This window comes from Kitasatospora sp. NPDC056138, assembly GCF_042264695.1.
In the GTDB taxonomy this organism is placed as follows: Bacteria; Actinomycetota; Actinomycetes; order Streptomycetales; family Streptomycetaceae; genus Kitasatospora.
In genome coordinates, this window is the sequence record NZ_JBHJVK010000005.1 from 153,084 (window position 1) to 173,736 (window position 20,653).

The 20,653-nt window shown below is 70.5% G+C and carries 20 protein-coding genes; 12 read left to right on the forward strand and 8 right to left on the reverse strand.

Annotated features, from left to right (window positions below; translation table 11 throughout):
* Positions 1-75: 75 nt before the first annotated feature.
* From ACFC1R_RS05675 to ACFC1R_RS05685, 3 genes are all read left to right on the forward strand, one after another.
* Complete coding sequence (locus ACFC1R_RS05675; protein WP_375933205.1) at positions 76-1,002, forward strand: NADP-dependent oxidoreductase; 927 nt, start codon at positions 76-78, stop codon at positions 1,000-1,002.
* Between the two features lie 142 nt (positions 1,003-1,144).
* Entirely contained in the window at positions 1,145-1,612 is a 468-nt protein-coding gene (locus tag ACFC1R_RS05680; protein WP_375933208.1) for an Lrp/AsnC family transcriptional regulator, read from the forward strand.
* 245 nt (positions 1,613-1,857) lie between these two features.
* Positions 1,858-3,225: a pyridoxal phosphate-dependent decarboxylase family protein gene (locus ACFC1R_RS05685; RefSeq protein WP_375933211.1), complete on the forward strand. Its 1,368-nt coding sequence runs from the start codon at positions 1,858-1,860 to the stop codon at positions 3,223-3,225.
* Between the two features lie 192 nt (positions 3,226-3,417).
* On the opposite strand, the gene ACFC1R_RS05690 is transcribed toward ACFC1R_RS05685, so the two are convergent.
* Positions 3,418-4,320 carry a GNAT family N-acetyltransferase gene (locus ACFC1R_RS05690; RefSeq protein ID WP_375933214.1) on the reverse strand — a complete coding sequence of 301 codons (903 nt, stop codon included), beginning with the start codon at positions 4,318-4,320 and terminating at the stop codon, positions 3,418-3,420.
* A 211-nt stretch (positions 4,321-4,531) separates the two neighbouring features.
* Here ACFC1R_RS05690 and ACFC1R_RS05695 point away from each other — a divergent pair, with 211 nt between their 5' ends.
* A complete protein-coding gene (locus tag ACFC1R_RS05695; protein ID WP_045298952.1) occupies positions 4,532-4,885 on the forward strand; it encodes an iron-sulfur cluster assembly accessory protein in 354 nt (117 codons plus the stop codon).
* Between the two features lie 114 nt (positions 4,886-4,999).
* Here ACFC1R_RS05695 and ACFC1R_RS05700 read toward each other — a convergent pair whose 3' ends face one another.
* Positions 5,000-5,593: a hypothetical protein gene (locus ACFC1R_RS05700; RefSeq protein ID WP_375933219.1), complete on the reverse strand. Its 594-nt coding sequence runs from the start codon at positions 5,591-5,593 to the stop codon at positions 5,000-5,002.
* Positions 5,594-5,654: 61 nt separating this feature from the next.
* Between ACFC1R_RS05700 and ACFC1R_RS05705 the strand changes: the two genes are divergently transcribed.
* Positions 5,655-6,008, forward strand: coding sequence for a hypothetical protein (locus tag ACFC1R_RS05705; protein WP_375933222.1), 354 nt, complete (start codon positions 5,655-5,657; stop codon positions 6,006-6,008).
* Positions 6,009-6,169: 161 nt separating this feature from the next.
* Positions 6,170-7,147 (forward strand): carbohydrate kinase family protein, encoded by a 978-nt coding sequence (locus ACFC1R_RS05710; RefSeq protein WP_375933225.1) that lies wholly within the window; start codon positions 6,170-6,172, stop codon positions 7,145-7,147.
* A gap of 103 nt (positions 7,148-7,250) precedes the next feature.
* Here the strand turns inward: ACFC1R_RS05710 and ACFC1R_RS05715 are convergent, their stop codons facing one another.
* Positions 7,251-8,666, reverse strand: coding sequence for a cysteine desulfurase/sulfurtransferase TusA family protein (locus tag ACFC1R_RS05715; RefSeq protein ID WP_375933228.1), 1,416 nt, complete (start codon positions 8,664-8,666; stop codon positions 7,251-7,253).
* A 349-nt stretch (positions 8,667-9,015) separates the two neighbouring features.
* Between ACFC1R_RS05715 and coxB the strand changes: the two genes are divergently transcribed.
* From coxB to ACFC1R_RS05735, 4 genes are all read left to right on the forward strand, one after another.
* Entirely contained in the window at positions 9,016-9,867 is an 852-nt protein-coding gene (gene coxB / locus ACFC1R_RS05720; protein ID WP_375933231.1) for a cytochrome c oxidase subunit II, read from the forward strand.
* Positions 9,864-11,639 carry a cytochrome c oxidase subunit I gene (gene ctaD, locus ACFC1R_RS05725; RefSeq protein WP_375933234.1) on the forward strand — a complete coding sequence of 592 codons (1,776 nt, stop codon included), beginning with the start codon at positions 9,864-9,866 and terminating at the stop codon, positions 11,637-11,639. Before coxB ends, ctaD begins: the two co-directional genes overlap by 4 nt.
* A complete protein-coding gene (locus tag ACFC1R_RS05730) occupies positions 11,639-12,055 on the forward strand; it encodes a cytochrome c oxidase subunit 4 (protein ID WP_375933237.1) in 417 nt (138 codons plus the stop codon). The genes ctaD and ACFC1R_RS05730 overlap by 1 nt, the downstream gene beginning before the upstream one ends.
* 209 nt (positions 12,056-12,264) lie before the next feature.
* Positions 12,265-13,524 carry an Ig-like domain-containing protein gene (locus ACFC1R_RS05735; RefSeq protein ID WP_375933240.1) on the forward strand — a complete coding sequence of 420 codons (1,260 nt, stop codon included), beginning with the start codon at positions 12,265-12,267 and terminating at the stop codon, positions 13,522-13,524.
* Between the two features lie 48 nt (positions 13,525-13,572).
* On the opposite strand, the gene ACFC1R_RS05740 is transcribed toward ACFC1R_RS05735, so the two are convergent.
* The 5 genes from ACFC1R_RS05740 to ACFC1R_RS05760 form a co-directional block, all read right to left on the reverse strand.
* On the reverse strand, positions 13,573-13,941 hold the full coding sequence (locus ACFC1R_RS05740; protein ID WP_375933243.1) for a GntR family transcriptional regulator: 369 nt from the start codon (positions 13,939-13,941) through the stop codon (positions 13,573-13,575).
* Positions 13,942-14,097: 156 nt separating this feature from the next.
* Positions 14,098-15,759, reverse strand: a complete 1,662-nt coding sequence (locus ACFC1R_RS05745; RefSeq protein WP_375933246.1) for a cytochrome bc complex cytochrome b subunit — start codon at positions 15,757-15,759, stop codon at positions 14,098-14,100.
* Positions 15,756-16,823, reverse strand: coding sequence for a Rieske 2Fe-2S domain-containing protein (locus ACFC1R_RS05750; RefSeq protein WP_375933249.1), 1,068 nt, complete (start codon positions 16,821-16,823; stop codon positions 15,756-15,758). Before ACFC1R_RS05750 ends, ACFC1R_RS05745 begins: the two co-directional genes overlap by 4 nt.
* Positions 16,820-17,629: a c-type cytochrome gene (locus ACFC1R_RS05755; RefSeq protein WP_375933252.1), complete on the reverse strand. Its 810-nt coding sequence runs from the start codon at positions 17,627-17,629 to the stop codon at positions 16,820-16,822. The genes ACFC1R_RS05750 and ACFC1R_RS05755 overlap by 4 nt, the downstream gene beginning before the upstream one ends.
* A gap of 159 nt (positions 17,630-17,788) precedes the next feature.
* Positions 17,789-18,409, reverse strand: coding sequence for a heme-copper oxidase subunit III (locus ACFC1R_RS05760; protein ID WP_045298975.1), 621 nt, complete (start codon positions 18,407-18,409; stop codon positions 17,789-17,791).
* Between the two features lie 435 nt (positions 18,410-18,844).
* Here ACFC1R_RS05760 and ACFC1R_RS05765 point away from each other — a divergent pair, with 435 nt between their 5' ends.
* Complete coding sequence (locus ACFC1R_RS05765) at positions 18,845-19,270, forward strand: hypothetical protein (RefSeq protein ID WP_375933255.1); 426 nt, start codon at positions 18,845-18,847, stop codon at positions 19,268-19,270.
* Between the two features lie 174 nt (positions 19,271-19,444).
* Positions 19,445-20,521: an anthranilate phosphoribosyltransferase gene (gene trpD / locus ACFC1R_RS05770; RefSeq protein ID WP_375933258.1), complete on the forward strand. Its 1,077-nt coding sequence runs from the start codon at positions 19,445-19,447 to the stop codon at positions 20,519-20,521.
* Positions 20,522-20,653 lie beyond the last annotated feature (132 nt).

Below are 20,653 nucleotides of genomic sequence, written 5' to 3' on the forward strand. Positions count from 1 at the left end.
CCGTTATGGCAGCTTCCCGGGGCGCTTCCGGCGTGGCCGGAACGATAGCCGGACCCGATCGCGTTGGCTGTTGCCATGAAGGCAATCGTGATCAAGCAGTACGGCGGCCCCGAGGTCGTCGAGTACACCGAACTCCCCGATCCCAAGGTGGGCCCCGACTCGGTCCTGGTCCGGGTGAAGGCCGCCGGGGTCAACCCCGTGGACTGGAAGATCCGTGAGGGGTACCTGGACGGGCTGCTGGACGTCCACTTCCCGCTGGTCATGGGCTGGGACCTGGCCGGGGTGGTGCAGGCCGTGGGCGGTGCGGTGACCGAGTTCAAGCCCGGGGACGAGGTGATCGGCTACGTCCGCAAGGACTGGGTCGAGCACGGTACGTACGCCGAGCTGGTCTCCGCACCGGTCCGCACGCTCGCGCTCAAGCCCGCCGCCCTCGACTGGGCCCAGGCCGGCGGCCTCCCGCTGGCCGGGCTCACCGCCTACCAGGCGCTGGTCAAGGCGCTCCGGGTGCGGTCGGGCGAGACCGTGCTGGTCCACGCGGCGGCGGGCGGCGTCGGCAGCCTCGCGGTCCAGATCGCCAAGGCGCTCGGCGCCCGGGTGATCGGCACCGCGAGCGAACGCAACCACGCCTACCTGCGGGGCCTGGGCGCCGAGCCGGTGACGTACGGGGAGGGGCTGGCCGATCGGGTCCGGACGCTCGCTCCCGACGGGGTGGACGCGGCCCTGGACCTGGTCGGCGGGACGGCGGTGGCGGTCTCCCGGGAGCTGGTCGCCGGCCCCGCCCGGATCGCCTCGATCGCCGACTACGGTGTGGTCGCCCAGGGCGGCCACTACGTCTTCGTCCGCCCGGACACCGCCGATCTCACCGAACTCGCCGCGCTGGCCGACCAGGGCAAGCTGACCGTGCCGGTGGCCTCGACCTTCCCGCTCGCCCAGGCGGCCAGTGCCCAGGCCCTCAACGCCGAGGGCCGGACCAGGGGCAAGATCGTCCTTCTGGTGGACTGACCAAGACTTTTCGCCAGAATAGGGCGGTGTGACGTTTCCGCGGACACCGTTGCCGGAACGTCCCACCGCCCACCACCGCCCGGCCGGCCCCTGGCCGGCGGCGCCCGACCAGAGCAGCACGACACCCGTGGAGCCAGCACCGATGAGCACGCACCGACCGTCAGACTTCGGCGGGGCGTCACTGCTGGACGAGACCGACCGGCTGCTCCTCGAACACCTCAGCCGGGACGGCCGCGCCTCCTACGCCGAGATCGGCCTGCTCGCCAACCTCTCCGCCACCGCCGTCCGCCGCCGGATCGACCGGCTGCGGGCCCGCGGGGTGGTCCGCGGCTTCACCGTGGTCCTCGACCCCGCCCTGCTCGGCTGGCGCACCGAGGCCTTCGTCGAGGTCTACTGCCGCGCCCGCACCTCGCCGGAGGAACTGCTCGCCAGCCTGCGGCAGTTCCCCGAGGTGGTCGCGGCCTGGACGGTCACCGGCGACCCGGACGCCCTGGTGCACCTGAGAGCCGCCGACACCCGCCACCTGGAAGCCGTCATCGAACGCATCCGCAAGGAGCCCGGAGTCCAGCGCAGCCGCAGTTCGGTGGTGCTCTCCCAGCTCATCGGCTGACGCTCCGCGGCGGCGCCGCCCGCCCGCCGCCCCGGCCCCCGTAACCGGCCCGTACCCGGCCCTTGGCCCGTTCCGGGGAACACCGCGCAGGAATCCTGCGTGGCGCGTTCCCAACACGCCCGAATCCTGCCCGACCAGCCCCGTTCCGACGCGCGCGGCCACCGGGCCGCTGCCTACGCTGATCATGTCCGGACGGCCCCACCCGCCCCGGGCCTCCCTGACACCCCACAGCGAAGGGGACACTCGTGTCCGCAGCCCCGAACCGCATGCACCGGCCCGACGCACAGCTGGTCGACCTGGTATTCGACTACATGCGCGAGCGGCTGCAGTACGACCCGGTGCCGCTCGACCACCCCGGCGACGGCGAGCACCTGCGCAACCAGCTGGCGGGCCTGCTCAACGAGCACGGCAACAACGCGGCCGACGTGCTCAAGCTCTACGACCACGAGCTCTCCCGCGCCGTCATCTCCGCCGACAGCCCGCGCTACCTGTCCTTCATACCGTGCGCCCCGACCAAGGCCGCGCTGCTCTTCGACATGGTGGTCTCCTGCGCCTCCCTGCAGGGCATCTCCTGGCTGGAGGCGGCCGGCGCCATCGCCGCCGAGAACCAGGTGCTGCGCCTGATCGCCGACCGGGCCGGCCTGCCCGCGACGGCCGGCGGCACCTTCGTCTCCGGCGGCTCGGCGGGCAACCTCTCCGCCCTGGTGGTCGCCCGCGACACCGCCCGCCGCAGACTGGGCGTCGGCCCGGAGGCACGGCTGCGGATCGCCGTCGCGGACCAGGTGCACTCGTCCGTCAAGAACACCTTCAACATCATCGGTGCCGAGGCGTTCAAGGTCCCGACCGTGGACCGCCGCTTCACCGGCGAGGCGCTGCGCGCGGCCCTGGCCGCCGACCCCAACCCCGAGACCGTGATCGCCGTGGTCGGTACCGCCGGCACCACCAACGAGGGCATCGTCGACGACCTGCAGGGCCTCTCCGAGGTCGCCCGCGAGCGCGACATGTGGTTCCACGTGGACGGCGCGTACGGCGGCGCGGGCCTGTTCGCCCCCTCGGTCCGCGAGCGCTACAACGGCATCGAGCACGCCGACTCCTTCGTGGTCGACCCGCACAAGTGGCTGTTCGCGCCGTTCGACTGCGCCGCGCTGCTCTACCGCAACCCCCAGCTGGCCCGTGCGGTGCACACCCAGGACGCCTCCTACCTGGACGTCCTGCACACCGAGGGCGACGAGTGGAACCCCACCGACTACGCCTACCACCTGACCCGGCGCGCCCGTGGTCTGCCGCTCTGGTTCTCGCTCGCGGTGCACGGCACCCAGGCGTACACCGACGCGATCGAGGAGGGCCTGAAGCTGGCCCGGGAGACCGCCCAGGTGATCCGCGACACCGAGCACCTGGAACTGCTGCACGACCCGCAGCTCTCCGCCGTCTGCTTCCGCCGCAAGGGCTGGACCAACGAGGACTACTACCGCTGGTCCCAGCAGCTGCTGGCCGACCAGATCGGCTTCGTCACCCCGACCGGCTGGGACGGCGAGACCGTCGCCCGCTTCGCCTTCCTGCACCCGGGCACCACCCTGGAGATGGTCCAGGAGATCCTGGACACCATGGCGTGACCGTGCACCGGTCGGCACGGCCGGGCACGTACCAGGGCGCGGGGTACCCCGCGACACCGGCGGACAGCCGCCCGCACCGGATCCACCGGGTCCGGCTGGCGCACTGCTCCCCCCGGTGTCGCGCGGCGCCCCGCGCCGCTTCCACGCCCGGCCCGACGTTCGCCGTGCCCGGTGCGCGCTCCGCCCGACCGGCTACAGGAACGCCCCGCTGGGGAGGTACGGCATCGGCGGCCGCATCCCCCGCAGGGCCAGGTACCCCCGGTTCGCCACGGTGAGTCCCAGCTCCAGCCCGACGTCCACGGCCCACTCCTGCTCGGCGGTGAGGAACTCGATCCGCGCCTCCACCCCGTCGGGCACCCGGGCCAGCGCCTCCCGCAGCAGCCGCACGGCGATCCGCTTCGAGGTCGCCGCGAGCAGTTTGACCGCACCGCCCTCCCGGTAGCAGTAGCCGCTGCCCGCCAGGGTGTCCGCGATCAGCAGCTCTTCGAAGTGCGCCAGCAGGTACTCGTGGTCGACCCCGTGGGCGGCCCCGCGCAGCCTCCGGTCGACCGAGTCCAGCAGGTGGAAGTGGGTCGCGTTGCCCGGGTGCACCGGAATGTCCCCCGGATCCAGCAGCCCGGCGCGGTCCACCGGCCCCGACAGCGCCATCGCCGGGTGCAGCGTGAACCCGGCCCGCCGGTAGCGGCGTGCCGCCGCCGGGGACGGTGGGGCGCACGCCATCCCGCGCAGGCAGCTGCGCCCGTACTCGGTGGCCCGGTCCAGCAACAGCCGCCCGACCCCCTTGCCCTGGGCACGCGGCAGCACCGCGTACAGCGAGAGCAGCCACAGGCCCTCCCGCCGCATCGCCAGTGCCACGCCGAGCGTCTCGCCGTCCTGCTCGGCGAGCCAGCAGCCGCCGGGGTCGGAGCGGACCAGATGCCGGGTGCGCGCCAGTTGCCGGACGGTCCGGCGGTCGCCGTCCGGTTCGTCCGGCCCGTCCGTCGGAAGGTCGAACCCGTCCACCGGAAGGTCGAAGGGGTCTCGGAACGCGGCACGGGCGACCTGCTGCACCGCCCACGCGTCGGCAGGGGTGTCCTGCAGCCGGCGAATGATCACGCTTTCCATCCTGACCGCCTCACCTGCCGCGAGTGGGCCGTTTCGCCGGGATCGGGCACTCGGCAAGTACGCGCGGTGTGCGAGCATGGGTGCGTAGGGGAATCGGTTCCGTGAATCGCCCCCTTCGGGAAAGAACCACCGACCGGAAATGAATCCGGGAGGCCGCTGGTTGGCACTGGCGGCACATTGTCGTCACAGACCGGGAGTAAGCATGACCGTCCAGGACGAGACCACTGTCGAGAGTGGCATCCTCCTCACCGATGCCGCCGCGGCCAAGGTCAAGGGCCTGCTCGAGCAGGAGGGCCGCGACGACCTGGCGCTGCGCGTCGCCGTTCAGCCGGGTGGCTGCTCCGGCCTGCGTTACCAGCTGTTCTTCGACGAGCGTTCGCTCGACGGCGACGTCATCAAGGACTTCGGCGGCGTCAAGGTCGTCACCGACCGGATGAGCGCCCCGTACCTGGGCGGTGCGACCGTCGACTTCGTCGACACCATCGAGAAGCAGGGCTTCACCATCGACAACCCGAACGCCACCGGCTCCTGCGCCTGCGGCGACTCCTTCAGCTAGGTCCCGCGACAGCTGCCCGGCAGCTGAGCGGCAGCCTGCACGGCGGCGGCCCCCGGGTGATCCCGGGGGCCGCCGCTCGTCGTCCTCGACCTCACCTCGTCCGTTGGCTCCGGGCTACTGCGGGCCACCGATCGGCGGCGGGTCCATCGCCAGGGTCTGACCGGTGCTGATGTCCACCACCTTGCGGCCGGCCAGCGGCTGCTTCAGCTTGGCCGTCACCGAGTTCCGCTTGACCAGGGCCGGGCACTCCCGGCCGCGGGGCGCGGTCTCGGTGATCACCACCCGGACGTCCACCTCGCCCTGCTTGGACTCGTCGGCCTTCAGCCCGTACGTGTCGCAGACGCCGCCGTAGAACCAGACCGACAGCTGGGCGTCCTGCACCTGGTAGGCGAGCGCGGGCAGTTTCACGGGCGCCGGCTCGCCGACCGCGATGCCGGGACCGCTCGGCGAGGTGCCCGGCCCGGAGGCGCTCGGGTCCGGCGTGGCGGGAGCGGTCGGGCTCGCGGTCGGGGTGGGGGCCGCGCCGGAGGGCGACGCCGTGGTCGGCGAAGGACTCGTCGGGGCCCCGGCGGCCGTGCCCGAACTCGTGGCGGACCCGCACCCGGCGACCGCACCGACGGCGAGCACCAGCCCGGCCAGGACCGTCGCCCGGCGCCGAACTCGCCCGCGCACGGGCCGGACCGTTACGGCTGAGGTGTTCTCGTCCATGCTGTGACTTCCTCCCGAGGGCTCGCGCTCCGCCACCACGGCGGCGCTGCGCGGATCTGACGTGCCCCGGGCGGATCCGGTTCCCACCCGCCGCCGCGGGGGCGGTCAGCTCCCGTACTCGGGCATCTGCGCCACCAGCTTCCGGGCGCGGGACGGTACCGACACCCCCGCGGGCCGCGGCGCGACGGCGGTCTGCGGAGCACTGCCGGACGGCGGCCAGAACCGGCCTAGCCGCCGGGAGGAGCTGACCAGGGACGCGAGGGAGTCGCCCTCGATCTCACCCGTCCAGGAGCGGGCGGACGACCGGGACGCGCTGGGCCGCAGCGCGGGTGAGTTGGCCATCATCGGTGTCATCGCTCCGATCGCCGAGCCGCGGCGCAGCTGCCACGGGCCTGGGGCCGACAAGGCCCTATGACTGCGACCCTAGGCCGACGCCGGGCCCCGAACCAGGGGTACCCGTGGGTAGTACTCGTTCGAGTGGCCGAATAGGAAGTACAGGGACGGCACCGCCGCCCGGTACCGTTGGAGGGTTCTGTCAACTGCTTTCCCGGCCCAGAGCCTCCAGAGGAGACCTTCGTGCGCATCGCCGTCGCCGGCTCGATCGCCACCGACCATCTGACGACCTTCCCGGGCCGTTTCGCCGACCAGCTGGTCGCCGAGCAGCTGCACACGGTGTCGCTGTCGTTCCTGGTGGACACCCTGGACATCCGCCGTGGCGGGGTCGCCCCGAACATCTCCTTCGGCATGGGCGTGCTCGGCCTGCGCCCGATCCTGGTCGGCGCCGCGGGCGCGGACTTCCACGAGTACCGCAGCTGGCTGCAGCGGAACAACGTCGACACCGACTCGGTGCACATCTCCGAGACCCGACACACCGCCCGCTTCATGTGCACCACCGACCAGGACCACAACCAGATCGCGTCGTTCTACACCGGCGCGATGGCCGAGGCCCGCAACATCGAGCTCAAGCCGATCGCCGACCGCGTCGGCGGCCTCGACCTGGTCCTGATCGGTGCCGACGACCCGGCCGCGATGGTCCGCCACACCCAGGAGTGCCGCACCCGCGGCTACGCCTTCGCCGCCGACCCCTCCCAGCAGCTGGCCCGCCTGGAGGGCGACGACATCCGGGAGATCGTGAACGGCGCCGCGTACCTGTTCACCAACGAGTACGAGGCCGCGCTGATCGAGTCCAAGACCGGCTGGGACGCGGACGAGATCCTCCGCCGGGTCGGCACCCGGATCACCACGCTCGGCGCCAAGGGCGTCCGGATCCAGCGCGAGGGCGAGCCGGACATCACGGTCGGCTGCCCGACCGAGGAGCGCAAGGCGGACCCGACCGGCGTCGGCGACGGCTTCCGGGCCGGCTTCCTGGCCGGCCTCTCCTGGGAGCTCGACCTGGAGCGCTCCGCCCAGCTCGGCTGCATGCTCGCCACCCTGGTGATCGAGACCGTCGGCACCCAGGAGTACGAGCTGCGCCATGGCCACTTCCTGGAGCGCTTCGCCGCGGCCTACGGTGACGAGGCCGCCGCCGAGATCCGCGGCAAGCTGGTCAAGTAGTCGCGTCCCGGGGTGGGCCCTGCGGGGTCCGCGGGAACCGCGCGGTCGGCCGGGCACCTCGGTGGCGGCCCGGCCGCGCGGTTCCCGCGCCCGGGGTGCGGTCTCAGCCGACCCGGCGGACCAGGTACGCGGAACCCCGGTCCCGGCCGTAGTCGGCGGCCGGGACCTCGCCCAGGTACTCCTGCCCGCGCATCTCGCACCAGGCCGGGACGTCCAGCCGGGCCGCCTCGTCGTCGGCCAGCACCGCGACCGTTCCGCCCACCGGCACCGTGCCGATCCGCTTGGCCAGCTCGATCACCGGCAGCGGACAGCGCTTCCCCAGGGTGTTCAGTACCAGGGTGTCCGGCCCCGGGCTGTCCGGCGCTGCGCTGTCGGGTACCGGTTCCGGAGCCGGCAGATCGAGGCCGAGCGGCGCCCGCACCCCCGCCACCACCTCGGGCAGGACGGTCAGGAACCGTTCGACGTCCGCCTCGGCCACCCCGTGGGGGAGCGAGACGCGGACGTTGCCTTCGGTCAGTACGCCCATCGCCGCGAGCACATGGCTGGGCGTCAGCGTGCTGGAGGTGCAGGAGGACCCGGAGGACACCGCGAACCCGGCCTTGTCCAGCTCGGTCAGCAGCACCTCGCCGTCGACGTAGAGGCAGGAGAAGGTGACGAGGTGCGGCAGCCTCCGCACCGGGTCGCCGACCACCTCGACCTCCGGCACCAGCCGGGGCACCTGCGCCCGGATCCGGTCCACCAGCGCGTGCAGCCGGGCGTTCTCCCGCTCGGCCTCGGCCCGGACCGCCCGCAGCGACGCCGCCGCGGCCACGATCGCGGGCAGATTGACGTACCCGGGCACCCGACCGCCCTCGCGCTCGTCGGCGGGCAGCGGTGAGACGTACCTGACGCCCTTGCGGACCGCGAGCACCCCGACCCCGGCCGGGCCGCCCCACTTGTGGGCACTGGCCGTCAGCAGCGACCAGCCGGCGGGTACCGGCAGCCGGCCCGCGCTCTGCGCGGCGTCCACCAGCAGCGGCACCCCGCCGATCGCGGCGGCGGTCTCGGTGACCGGCTGCACGGTGCCGACCTCGTGGTTGGCCGACTGCAGCACCGCCAGCGCGGTGTCCGGGCGGAGGGCGGCGGCGAAGTCCCCGGCGGCGACCAGCCCGTTGCGGTCGACCGCGACCTCGCTCACCTCGCCGCCCGAGGCGGCGTGCAGCTCTGCGGTGTGCAGCACGCTGGAGTGCTCGACGGCGGAGTGCACCAGGTGACGGCCGCTCCGGCGGCGTCCGGCCAGCGCACCGAGGATGCCCAGCTGGACGGCCTGGGTGCCGCTCGCGGTGAACGAGATCTCGTCCGGCCGCGCGCCCAGGAGCTCGGCGACCGTCTCCCGGGCCGCGTCCAGCAGCATCCGGGCCTGCCGGCCGGCCCGGTACAGCCGAGCCGGGTCCGCCCACCCCTCGTCGAGTGCGGCGTTCAGCGCCTGCCGGGCGACGGGGTGCAGCGGAGCGGTCGAGGCCACGTCGAAGTAGGACACGTACGACAGTATCCAGGTCTCACCCCCCGTCAGCCGTCCGGGCTCGACTGACCCCGTTTGTCCGATTCGCGCAGGCTCGACGGGCCGTCACCCGTGTGCCGCAGTGCCATCCCACGATTGGGTGTGCGAGGCTCGAATGCCCACGGTGACCTGGGAATCCGTGCCTGCCGGGGCTGATCGGGTAGGCGGGCGGCGCGTTAGCGGGACCTGCCCGTCAGGAGCGCATAAGGCTGGAGTAGGGTTTGGCCCGCATAAGCATTCAAACCGTGCCCGTGGCCGGGTCGCCGGGGAGGCGCACAGCACTCCCGGGGGCGACGCGATCGCGGGCGAGACTTCGGGAAGGCGCTACGTGAGTCCCAACGGCTCCGACCGCTCGCCGCGGCGCACGATGCGGCGGAAGCTGCCTCAGGCGCTGGCACTGGGCCTCGTCATCGCGACCGCTACCGGCTGCTCGGCCAATGACCTGCCCAGGCTTGGCCTCCCGTCGCCCGTCACCAAGGAAGGCCCGCTGGTCCTCCACATGTGGCAGGGCTCGTGGATTGCGGCGCTGGTAGTCGGCGCACTGATGTGGGGTCTGATCATCTGGAGCGTGATCTTCCACCGGCGCAGCCGCACCAAGGTGGAGATCCCCGCTCAGACCCGGTACAACGTCCCGATCGAGGCGCTGTACACCGCGGTCCCCATCGTCATCGTCTCGGTGCTGTTCTACTTCGTCGCTCGCGACGAGTCTCGACTCACCCACCTCTCCGCCAAGCCGCAGCACACGATCAACGTGGTCGGCTTCCAGTGGAGCTGGGCGTTCAACTACGAGAACAGCGAGCACCCCGACCCGGCGAACACCAACGCCGCGTACGAGGTCGGCACCCCCGCCGAGGCGCCGACGCTGTACCTGCCGATCAACGAGTCGGTGCAGTTCCGCCTCACCTCGCGGGACGTCATCCACGACTTCTGGCCCGTCAACTTCATGATGAAGATGGACGTCCTGCCGAACGAGGTCAACAGCTTCGAGGTCACTCCGACCTCATACGGCACCTTCCGGGGCAAGTGCGCCGAGCTCTGCGGCGTGGACCACTCCCGGATGCTGTTCAACGTCAAGGTGGTCTCGCACGACGAGTACGAGCAGCACCTGAAGGAGCTCCGGGCCAAGGGCCAGAGCGGCGCGGTGCCCTCCGGCATCACGGGCATTGAAGGTGAGAAGTGACTATCCTCAACGAGCCCGCCGCCGCCGGCGGGGCTTCCGGGGTCAAGGCAGGCGGGGCCACACGGACCCGCAAGCCGGGCTCCACGATCATCAAGTGGCTGACCACCACGGACCACAAGACGATCGGCACGATGTACCTCGGTACCTCGTTCGCGTTCTTCCTGATCGGTGGCATCCTCGCCCTGGTCATGCGCGCCGAGCTGGCTCGTCCCGGGACGCAGATCCTGTCGAACGAGCAGTTCAACCAGGCGTTCACGATGCACGGCACGATCATGCTGCTGATGTTCGCGACGCCGCTGTTCGCCGGTTTCGCCAACTGGATCATGCCGCTCCAGATCGGTGCCCCTGACGTCGCGTTCCCGCGTCTGAACATGTTCGCCTACTGGCTGTACCTGTTCGGCTCGATCATCGCGGTGGCCGGCTTCCTCACCCCGCAGGGTGCGGCCGACTTCGGCTGGTTCGCCTACTCCCCGCTGTCGGACGCGGTCCGCTCGCCGGGCATCGGCGCCGACATGTGGATCATGGGTCTGGCCTTCTCCGGCTTCGGCACGATCCTCGGTGCGGTCAACTTCATCACCACGATCATCTGCATGCGCGCGCCCGGCATGACGATGTTCCGGATGTCGATCTTCGTCTGGAACGTCCTGCTGACCGCCGTGCTGGTCCTGCTGGCCTTCCCGGTCCTCGCGGCCGCGCTGTTCGCCCTGGAGGCGGACCGGAAGTTCGGTGCGCACGTCTTCGACCCGGCCAACGGCGGGGTGATGCTCTGGCAGCACCTGTTCTGGTTCTTCGGTCACCCCGAGGTGTACATCATCGCGCTGCCGTTCTTCGGCATCGTGTCGGAGATCATCCCGGTCTTCAGCCGCAAGCCGATGTTCGGCTACTCCGGTCTGATCGCGGCCACCATCGCGATCGCCGGTCTGTCCGTGACGGTGTGGGCGCACCACATGTACGTCACCGGCCAGGTGCTGCTGCCGTTCTTCTCCTTCATGACCTTCCTGATCGCGGTCCCGACCGGTGTGAAGTTCTTCAACTGGGTCGGCACCATGTGGAAGGGCTCGCTGAGCTTCGAGACCCCGATGCTCTGGACGGTCGGCTTCCTGGTGACCTTCCTCTTCGGTGGTCTGACCGGTGTCCTGCTGGCCTCCCCGCCGATCGACTTCCACGTCTCGGACTCGTACTTCGTCGTCGCCCACTTCCACTACGTGGTCTTCGGCACCGTCGTCTTCGCGATGTTCGCCGGCTTCCACTTCTGGTGGCCGAAGATGACCGGCAAGATGCTCGACGAGCGCCTTGGCAAGATCACCTTCTGGACGCTGTTCATCGGCTTCCACAGCACCTTCCTGGTGCAGCACTGGCTGGGTGCCGAGGGCATGCCGCGTCGTTACGCGGACTACCTGGCCTCGGACGGTTTCACCACGCTGAACACCGTCTCCACCATCGGCTCGTTCCTGCTCGGCCTGTCGATCCTGCCGTTCCTCTACAACGTCTGGAAGACCGCCAAGTACGGCGAGAAGGTCGAGGTCGACGACCCGTGGGGTTACGGCCGTTCGCTGGAGTGGGCGACCTCCTGCCCGCCGCCGCGGCACAACTTCCTCACCCTGCCCCGGATCCGTTCGGAATCCCCGGCATTCGACCTGCACCACCCGGAGATCGCCGCGCTGGACTACCTGGAGAACCACGGTGAGCCGGCCAAGCACTTCGAGGGTGTGACCCCCGCGCAGTACGACCGCCCGCCGCTGGGCAAGGGCAAGAAGGGTGGCGACGCCTGATGAAGGAACAGGGAAAGATCTTCCTGGGCCTCTCGGTCTTCGTACTGGCGATCGCCATCACCTACGGCCTGTGGACGAGCCACTCCGACCACGGCATCGAGGCGGCCGGTACCACCGCGCTCTTCCTCGCGTTCGCCCTGTGCGGATTCATCGGGTACTACCTCGCCTTCACCGCCCGCCGGGTGGACAGTGGCGCGGGTGACAACCCCGAGGCCGAGGTCGCGGACGACGCCGGTGAGCTGGGCTTCTTCGCCCCGCACAGCTGGCAGCCGCTCTCGCTGGCGATCGGTGGCGCGCTGGCCTTCCTGGGCGTCATCTTCGGCTGGTGGCTGCTGTTCTGGTCGATCCCGATCATCCTGGTCGGTCTCTACGGCTGGGTCTTCGAGTTCTACCGGGGCGAGGACCAGAACCAGTAGGTTCGGTCTTCTCTCCAGGCGCCGGGCCGGGCATCCCTTCGGGGGTGTCCGGCCCGGCGCCGTTCTGTCGGTCGGATGAGTCCATCGGGATGTATCGCTTACCCGTTCGGTGCAGTCGGACCCCTCAGCGGTCGTCCGTGGAGCAGCGCCTTCCTACGCTCGGGAACATCGTCCGAATCCTCTTCTGGGTGTAACCCCTGGAGGCAGCGTTGAGCGCCATTCACGGAGCGGCCCCCCGGCGGGCCGCGATAGCCGCACTTCTGATCCTCACCCCGCTGGCGGGGTGCACCAACGGCGCTGACGGCTCGGTGGACGCCGCCAGCGCCGTGGACGTTCAGCCCCTGGTCCACCTCCCGGCCGCGGAGGGGGCGGACCCCACCAAACCCTTCACGGTGACCGCCGAGCCGGGCAGCAGGCTCACCGACGTCACCGTCACCGGACCGGACGGCCAGGCGGTCGCCGGGAAGCTCGCCGACGACCAGCGGACCTGGCAGAGCGTCGGGCGGCTCTGGGCCGGCACCAAGTACGAGATCCGGGTGGCCGCCGACGACGGTGACGGCGGCCGCGGCGAGATGACCGGCTCGCTCACCACGACGGCGGCCCCGGCCAAGCTGAACGCCGAGCTCGGCCCCGGTTCCAGCGGCAGCGGCGTGTACGGCGTCGGACAGCCGCTCACCGTCAAGCTCTCCCAGCCGGTCAAGGACCCCGCCGCCCGGCAGGAGGTCGAACGGAGCCTCAAGGTGCTCTCCGAGCCCGCCGTGACCGGGTCCTGGTACTGGGTGGACGACAGCAACCTGCACTTCAGGCCCAAGGAGTACTGGCCCGCCCACGCCAACATCAAGCTCAGCTTCGACCGCCCCGGCGGCCGGATAGCCGACGGCCTGTACGCGGGCGACACGGTCACCCGGACGATCCGGACCGGCGACCGGGTGGAGGTCCTGATAGACGCGGCCGCGCACTACCTGACCTACCGCCGCAACGGCGAGGTGCTGAACACCATCCCGGTCACCACCGGCAGGCCCGGGTACTCCACCCGCAACGGCATCAAGGTGGTGCTCGGCCAGGAGGCCGACGTCCGGATGAGGAGCGAGAGCATCGGCATCGCGGCGGGCAGCCCCGACTCCTTCGACACGGACGTCAAGTGGGCCACCCGGGTCACCTGGAGCGGTGAGTACGTGCACGCGGCACCCTGGTCGGTGGCCTCGCAGGGCGTGGAGAACGTCAGCCACGGCTGCACCGGGATGAGCCTCGCCAACGCCAAGTGGTTCTTCGACGCGACCCGGATAGGGGACGTCGTCCAGGTGGTGAACAGCCTCGGCAAGTCCATGGAGCCGTTCGGCAACGGCTTCGGGGACTGGAACGTCTCCTGGGCGCAGTGGACCACGCACAGCGCCCTCGGCCGGACCGTCGACACGGCGGGCCGGGCGGAGGACCCCCAGTCCGTCGGCGCCCTGCTGCCGCAGGTCTAGGCCCCCGCTCGGGGCGGCCGGGCGGCCCGGGGCCGGTGGACCCGGCCGTCAGGCCCCGTATGCCAGCCTGAGGGCGTCGTGGACCGCGCTCAGCGCCTCGTCCCTGGAGAGACCGAGGCGGTGGGCGCGGTCCGCGTACTCGGCGGCGGCGCCGGCGGCCAGGCGGTGTGCGGTGTCGCCGACGGCGGCGATCAGGGTGCCGCGCCGACCGTGCGTCTCCACCACGCCGTCGGCCTCCAGCTCCCGGTACGCACGGGCCACCGTGTTGGCGGCCAGTCCGAGCTGTTCGGCCAGCGCACGGACGGTCGGCAGCTTGAGACCGGCCGGCAGCGCGCCGCCGCGGGCCTGTTCCGCGATCTGCGCACGGACCTGCTCGTACGGGGGAGTGGCGGATGCGTGGTCGATGCTCAGCTGCACTGATGGGCTCCTGACGGGTCGTTGGGCCCTATTGTGCCCGAATGATCGGTAGGCCCGTCCGCAGTGGGCGGCCCAGGAAACGGCCGAGGGCCCCCTGTCCGGCGGATGCCGGGCAGGGGGCCCTCAGGTGGCGATCAGCGGCGCTGCCGCACGGGATCAGTGGTGGCCGTGGCCGCTGGTGATCTCGTGGTGCTCCTCCGCCGTCGGCTTGGGGATCTGGCCACCCTCGCCGAAGTAGCCCTGCGAGAGCTTGGCGCGGGTCTTCTCCAGGCGGCCGACCTTGCGCTCGACACCGTTCTCGTCGACCTGGGCCGGGATCGCGATCGGCTGCTGCTGCTCGTGCGCGACGTACTTGTACAGCTTGTCCTGCGGCAGCTGGGCGTGGACCTCGACGAACTCACCGTGCGGCAGGCGCTTGATGACGCCGGTCTCGCGACCGTGCAGCACCTTGTCCTTGTCGCGGCGCTGGAGGCCGAGGCACCAGCGCTTGGTGATGAAGAAGACCACGACCGGCACGACGAAGAAGCCGGCCCGGACGAAGTACGTGATCGAGTTGAGCGACAGGTGGAAGTGCGTGGCGAACAGGTCGTTGCCACCACCGATCAGCAGGACCAGGTACTCGCTGATCCAGGCGGCACCCAGAGCGGTGCGGACCGGAGCGTTGCGCGGGCGGTCCAGGATGTGGTGCTCGCGCTTGTCGCCGGTGATCCAACCCTCGATGAAGGGGTAGACCGCGATCGAGACCAGGACCAGCGGGAAGATCATCAGCGGGATGAACACACCCAGGTTGAGGGTGTGGCCCAGCGCCCGGACCTCCCAGCCCGGCATGACACGGATCAGACCCTCGGAGAAGCCCATGTACCAGTCCGGCTGGGCGTCGGTGGACACCTGGTCGGGACGGTAGGGGCCGTACGCCCAGATCGGGTTGATCGTGGCGATCGCGGAGATCGCCGCGATGATGCCGAAGACCAGGAAGAAGAAGCCACCGGCCTTGGCCATGTAGACCGGCATCAGCGGCATGCCGACGACGTTCTTCTCGGTCTTGCCCGGGCCTGCCCACTGGGTGTGCTTGTGGTAGAAGACCAGGATCAGGTGCGCCACCAGCAGGCCCAGCATGATGCCCGGGATGAGCAGCACGTGGATGGTGAAGAAGCGCGGCACGATGTCGGTGCCGGGGAACTCGCCGCCGAACAGGAACATCTGGATGTAGGTGCCCACCAGCGGAACGGCGAGGATCGCGCCTTCCATGAAGCGGATACCGGTACCGGACAGCAGGTCGTCGGGGAGCGAGTAGCCGAAGAAGCCGTCGAACATGCCGAGGAGCAGCAGCAGGAAGCCGAAGACCCAGTTGATCTCGCGCGGCTTGCGGAACGCGCCGGTGAAGAAGACGCGCATCATGTGCACGAGCATCGCGGCGACGAACACCAGCGCGGCCCAGTGGTGGATCTGACGGATCAGCAGGCCACCGCGGACCTCGAAGCTGATGTTCATGGTCGAGGCGTACGCCTCGGACATCTTGATGCCGTCGAGCGGGGCGTACGGGCCGTGGTAGACGACCTCGGCCATGCTCGGCTTGAAGAACAGCGTCAGGTACACACCCGTGAGGATGATGATGACGAAGCTGTAGAGGCAGATCTCACCGAGCATGAAGGACCAGTGGTCCGGGAAGATCTTGCGCAGGTTGGCGCGGGCGAGGGAGTAGATCCCCAGCCGGCCGTCGGTCCAGTCAGCTGCCGCCTCGAACTTGTTGGCGGGCTTGGCGCGAGTGCTGCCGCTGCTGGGCTTTGCGTCGTTGTTGACGCTGCTCGCGGAACTCATGAGCGCTCCCAGAAGCTCGGGCCGACGGGCTCGGCGAAGTCGCCGGTGGCGACCAGGAAGCCCTTCTCGTCAGTGGTGATCTTCAGCTGCGGCAGCGGGTGGCCGGCCGGGCCGAAGATCACGCGCGCGCCGTCCGCCAGGTCGAAGGTCGACTGGTGGCAGGGGCAGAGCGCGTGGTGGGTCTGCTGCTCGTACAGGCTGATCGGGCAGCCGACGTGGGTGCAGATCTTCGAGTAGGCGAGAACGCCCTCGAAGCCGAGGTCGCGGGACTTCGCGTCCTTGATGTCCTCCGGAGCGATCCGGACGAGCATCAGCGCGTCCTTGGCGATGCGCTGCTGGAAGTCCTCGTCCGACTCCTCCAGGCCCTCGGGCTTGGCGAAGGTGAGCGAGCCGACCGCGATGTCCTCGGCCTTCATCGGCTGGTTGGTGTTCATGTTGATCAGCTGGATCGGCTTGGCCTCGGTGGCCTCGATCCAGTTGGTGTGGTCCAGCTTCTTCTCGGGCAGCGGGCCCAGGTCACGAAGCAGGACGACACCGGAGAGCGGCACCAGGGCCATCGAGCCGATGAGCGTGTTGCGCAGCATCTTGCGGCGGCCGAAGCCGGACTCGGCGGCACCGGTCTTGAACTGCTCGATGACGTCGTTGCGGACCTCGTCGTCAGCCTCGATCGGGTGGCGCTCGGCCGGCATCTCGACGTCGGACATCAGGGTGCGGGCCCAGTGGACCGCGCCCGCGCCGATGCAGAACAGCGCCACACCCAGGGTCAGACCGAGCGCGAAGTTCAGCGCGCTGATGTGACCCAGCGGGAAGACGTAGATGATCTTGTCGATCGGGAAGATCACGTACGAGGCGATGAACCCGATCGTCGCCAGCATCGAGATGATGAACATCAGCGAGACCTGGCGCTCGGCGCGCTTGGCGGCCCGCTCGTCGATGTCGGTCCGACGCGGCTCGTGGGCCGGCAGGCCCGGGTCGGCGAACGGGTCGCCGTGCTCGGCCACCTCGTGGCCGTGGGAGGCGTCGTGCGCCTCCGGCAGCTTCTCTTCAGGAATGTCGTGGCTCATGACTTCTTGGCCTTGGTGGTGTGGGCGGCGACCCAGATCGCGACCGCGATGAGGGCACCGAGACCGAAGATCCAGCCGAACAGACCCTCGGTCACCGGACCGAGGCTGCCCAGGGCCAGGCCGCCGGGGTTGGGCTCATCGTTGGTGGTGTGGCGGACGAAGGCCACGATCTGCTTCTTCTGCTCCTCCGGCATGGTGGTGTCGGGGAACGACGGCATGTTCTGCGGGCCGGTCTGCATGGCCTCGTAGATGTGCTTGGCGTCCACACCATCGAGCGACGGGGCGAACTTGCCGCGGGTCAGGGCACCGCCCTGGCCGGCGAAGTTGTGGCACTGGGCGCAGTTGGTGCGGAACAGCTCGCCACCCTTGGACACGTCGTTCGGGTCCGTGGAGGTGTACTGGTCCTTGGTCGGGGTAACCGGGCCGGGGCCGAGCGAGGCCACGAAGGCGGCCAGCTGGTCGATCTCGGTCTGGCTGTAGATGACCTTCTTGCGCGGGACCTGGGCACCCGGCTGCTGCGCGGGCATGCGGCCGGTGCCGACCTGGAAGTCGACAGCGGCGGAGCCGACGCCGACCAGGCTCGGGCCGTCGGAGGACCCCTGGCCGTTCAGACCGTGGCAGGAGGAGCAGCCGACGGCGAAGAGCTTCTTGCCCTCATCGATCGCGAGCGACTGCGCCGAGCTGTCGGCCTGCGCCTTCTCGGCGGGCGCGAACGCGGCGTACAGCCCCCCGGTGGCCGCCAGGGCGAGAAGTAGGACGACCAGCGCCGCCAGTGGGTGGCGCCGTCGTGCGGAGAGCTTTTTCACGGAATAACCCCGGTGTCAGGATCTGGTCGGCTGGTGGGCGTGCCCGGCGGCGCGGTCTGCTCTGGGCCGGCTTCGGGGACGCGCGTTCGGGTCGGTGCGGCGCCGCCCGTAGGTGGGCGAGCACTGCTCCGACCGGCGGCCAGCGACCTGATCAGCTGGTTACTTGATCAGGTAGATGGTCGCGAACAGGCCGATCCACACGACGTCGACGAAGTGCCAGTAGTACGACACCACGATCGCGGCGGTGGCCTGCTCGTGCGTGAACCGCTTCGCTGCGTACGTCCGTCCAAGGACCAGCAGGAAGGCGATCAGACCACCCGTCACATGCAGGCCGTGGAAGCCGGTGGTCAGGTAGAACACCGTGCCGTACGGGTCGGAGGAGAGCGAGAGGCCGTCCTTCTTGACCAGTTCGGTGTACTCGAAGATCTGGCCGCCGATGAAGATCGCGCCCATCACGAAGGTGATGGTGAACCACGAGCGGAGCTTCTTCACGTCACCGCGCTCGGCGGCGAAGACGCCGAGCTGGCAGGTGAGGGAGGAGAGCACCAGGATCGTGGTGTTCACCGAGGAGAAGGGCACATTGAGGGCGTGCGCCTTCTCGGTCCAGAACTCTGCGCCCTTGACCGAGCGGAGCGTGAAGTACATCGCGAACAGGGCCGCGAAGAACATCAGCTCCGAGCTCAGCCAGACGATGGTTCCGACGCTGACGAGGTTCGGCCTGTTGACCGCTCCGTGCGCGTGTCCGGTTTCTGTTGCTGTTGCTGTCGCCACGACGGACATTATGTCGGTCCCTTATTCCGTCTTCACGCCGGGGGTCTCCCTTCGGAGTGTCCGGTGCGTGCGGTATGCCCAGTTGGGGCCGGACGGGGCGTCCGGGGGCGGGCTGAGCGGGGCGGTGTCCGTTTTCTGATGGTTCTTCGGGTGGACCGATGGTCGGTTCGGATGCCTGCGGCACTCCTTTGCTCCGCGTGTCACTACCGCGCTGCCGGGTTCCGGTGGGTTAGCACCTCCGCCGTACGGGTGGTGTGAGTGCTTGGGGGTGACGGCCTGTCCTCCGGGTGGGTGAGTCCTGTGCGTGGTGGCTTGAGCGAGATCGCGCCAGGGGCTCACCTCGGGGGGTGGGCGGGAGTAGCATCCGGAAGTAGACGTGGTCCGGATCACACTGGACTCGTCGGGGCAGACGTTATAGAGGACGAGCACCCGGGAGCAGGGCCCATGGCGCACACGACCGACGAGACGCTCACCGTTCTGGTCTACAGCGACGACCGCAACACCCGGGAGCAGGTGACCCTCGCACTCGGCCGGCGACCCGCCGCCGACCTCCCGGAGCTGCGCTACCTGGAGTGCGCGACGGTCCCCGCGGTACTGAAGGCGCTGGAGCGCGGCGGGATCGACCTCTGCGTCCTGGACGGCGAGGCCGTCCCGGCCGGCGGGCTCGGGGTGGCCCGGCAGATCAAGGACGAGATCTACGGCTGCCCGCCCGTGCTGGCGCTGATCGGGCGGCCGCAGGACTCCTGGCTCGCCGCCTGGAGCCGAGCGGACGCCGCGATCTCGCAGCCGGTCGACCCGGTGGCACTGGGCGAGGCGGTCGTCGCACTGCTCCGGGCCCGGGTCGAGGGCCGTACGCCCGCCCGGCACTGAGCGGCGGCCCGGCCGGCCCGGCAGCCGACACCGGTCGGGGCTCCGGCGCCCCGGCGCGGTGGCCCGGCGGTGTCTCAGCAGGAGAGAAGGGGGTACCGGATCGCGGCACTGGTGCCCGCCCGGTCGATAGGCTGACTCCATTCCTTTCGGTGAAGACGAGAGCTGGAGTCAGCCATGGTGAACGTGAACCCTGCGAACGGCGGTAGCGACCCCGCGCAGGTGATCCGTACCTGGCCGGACCTCCTGAGCACGCTGCTGTCCGGTACCGACCTCGCCCAGGGCGACGCGGCCTGGGCGATGGACCGGATCATGAGCGGTGAGGCGACTCCGGTACAGATGGCCGGGTTCATGGTCGCGCTGCGGGCCAAGGGCGAGACGGTGGACGAGATCGCCGGCCTGGTCGAGTCGATGTACGCGCACGCCGAGCCGCTGTACATCCCCGGCCCCGCGGTGGACATCGTCGGCACCGGCGGCGACCGGGCCAAGACCGTCAACATCTCCACCATGTCGGCGATCGTGGCGGCGGCGGCCGGCGCGAAGGTGGTCAAGCACGGCAACCGGGCGTCCTCCTCCGCCAGCGGCTCCTCCGACGTCCTGGAGCGGCTCGGCATCGGCCTGGACCTGAGCGCCGAGCGGGTAGCCGAGGTGGCCGAGGAGGTCGGTCTGACCTTCTGCTTCGCCGCCAGGTTCCACCCGGCGATGCGGCACGCGGCCCCGGCCCGGCGTGATCTCGCGGTGCCCACCGCCTTCAACATCCTCGGTCCGCTCACCAACCCGGCCCATGTCACCGCCCACGCGATCGGCTGCTTCGACACCCGTCTCGCCGGGCTGATCGCCGGCGTGCTGGCCCGGCGGGGTGCCTCCGCACTGGTCTTCCGGGGCGACGACGGGCTGGACGAGCTGACCATCTCGACCACGTCCCGGGTCTGGATCGTGAAGGACGGTCAGGTCTCCGAGGCCGCCTTCGACCCGCGCGAGGTCGGTATCGAGCTGGTCGGCATCGAGGCGCTGCGAGGCGCCGACGCCGAGTACAACGCCGGGGTCGCACGCCGGGTGCTGGGCGGGGAGCGGGGACCGGTCCGGGACGCCGTCCTGCTCAACACCGCTGCCGCGCTGGCCGCACTGGAGCTGACCGGGGCGCCGCTGGCCGAGCAGCTCAGGGCCGGGATGGAGCGGGCCGCCGCGGCCATCGACTCGGGCGCCGCGCAGGACGTCCTGAAGCGCTGGGCCGAGGCCACCGCCCGAGCCTGAGGCGCGGCCTCCCCGACGAGCCGGGTGACCCGTCAGGTCCCCGGGGAGCCGTGCGGAAGCGGAGGGCGACCGAGTTCGGGGCGCCCTGGTGGGCAGGGTGCGCCTCGCTGCCCCTGCCGGGCCGGTGCGGCC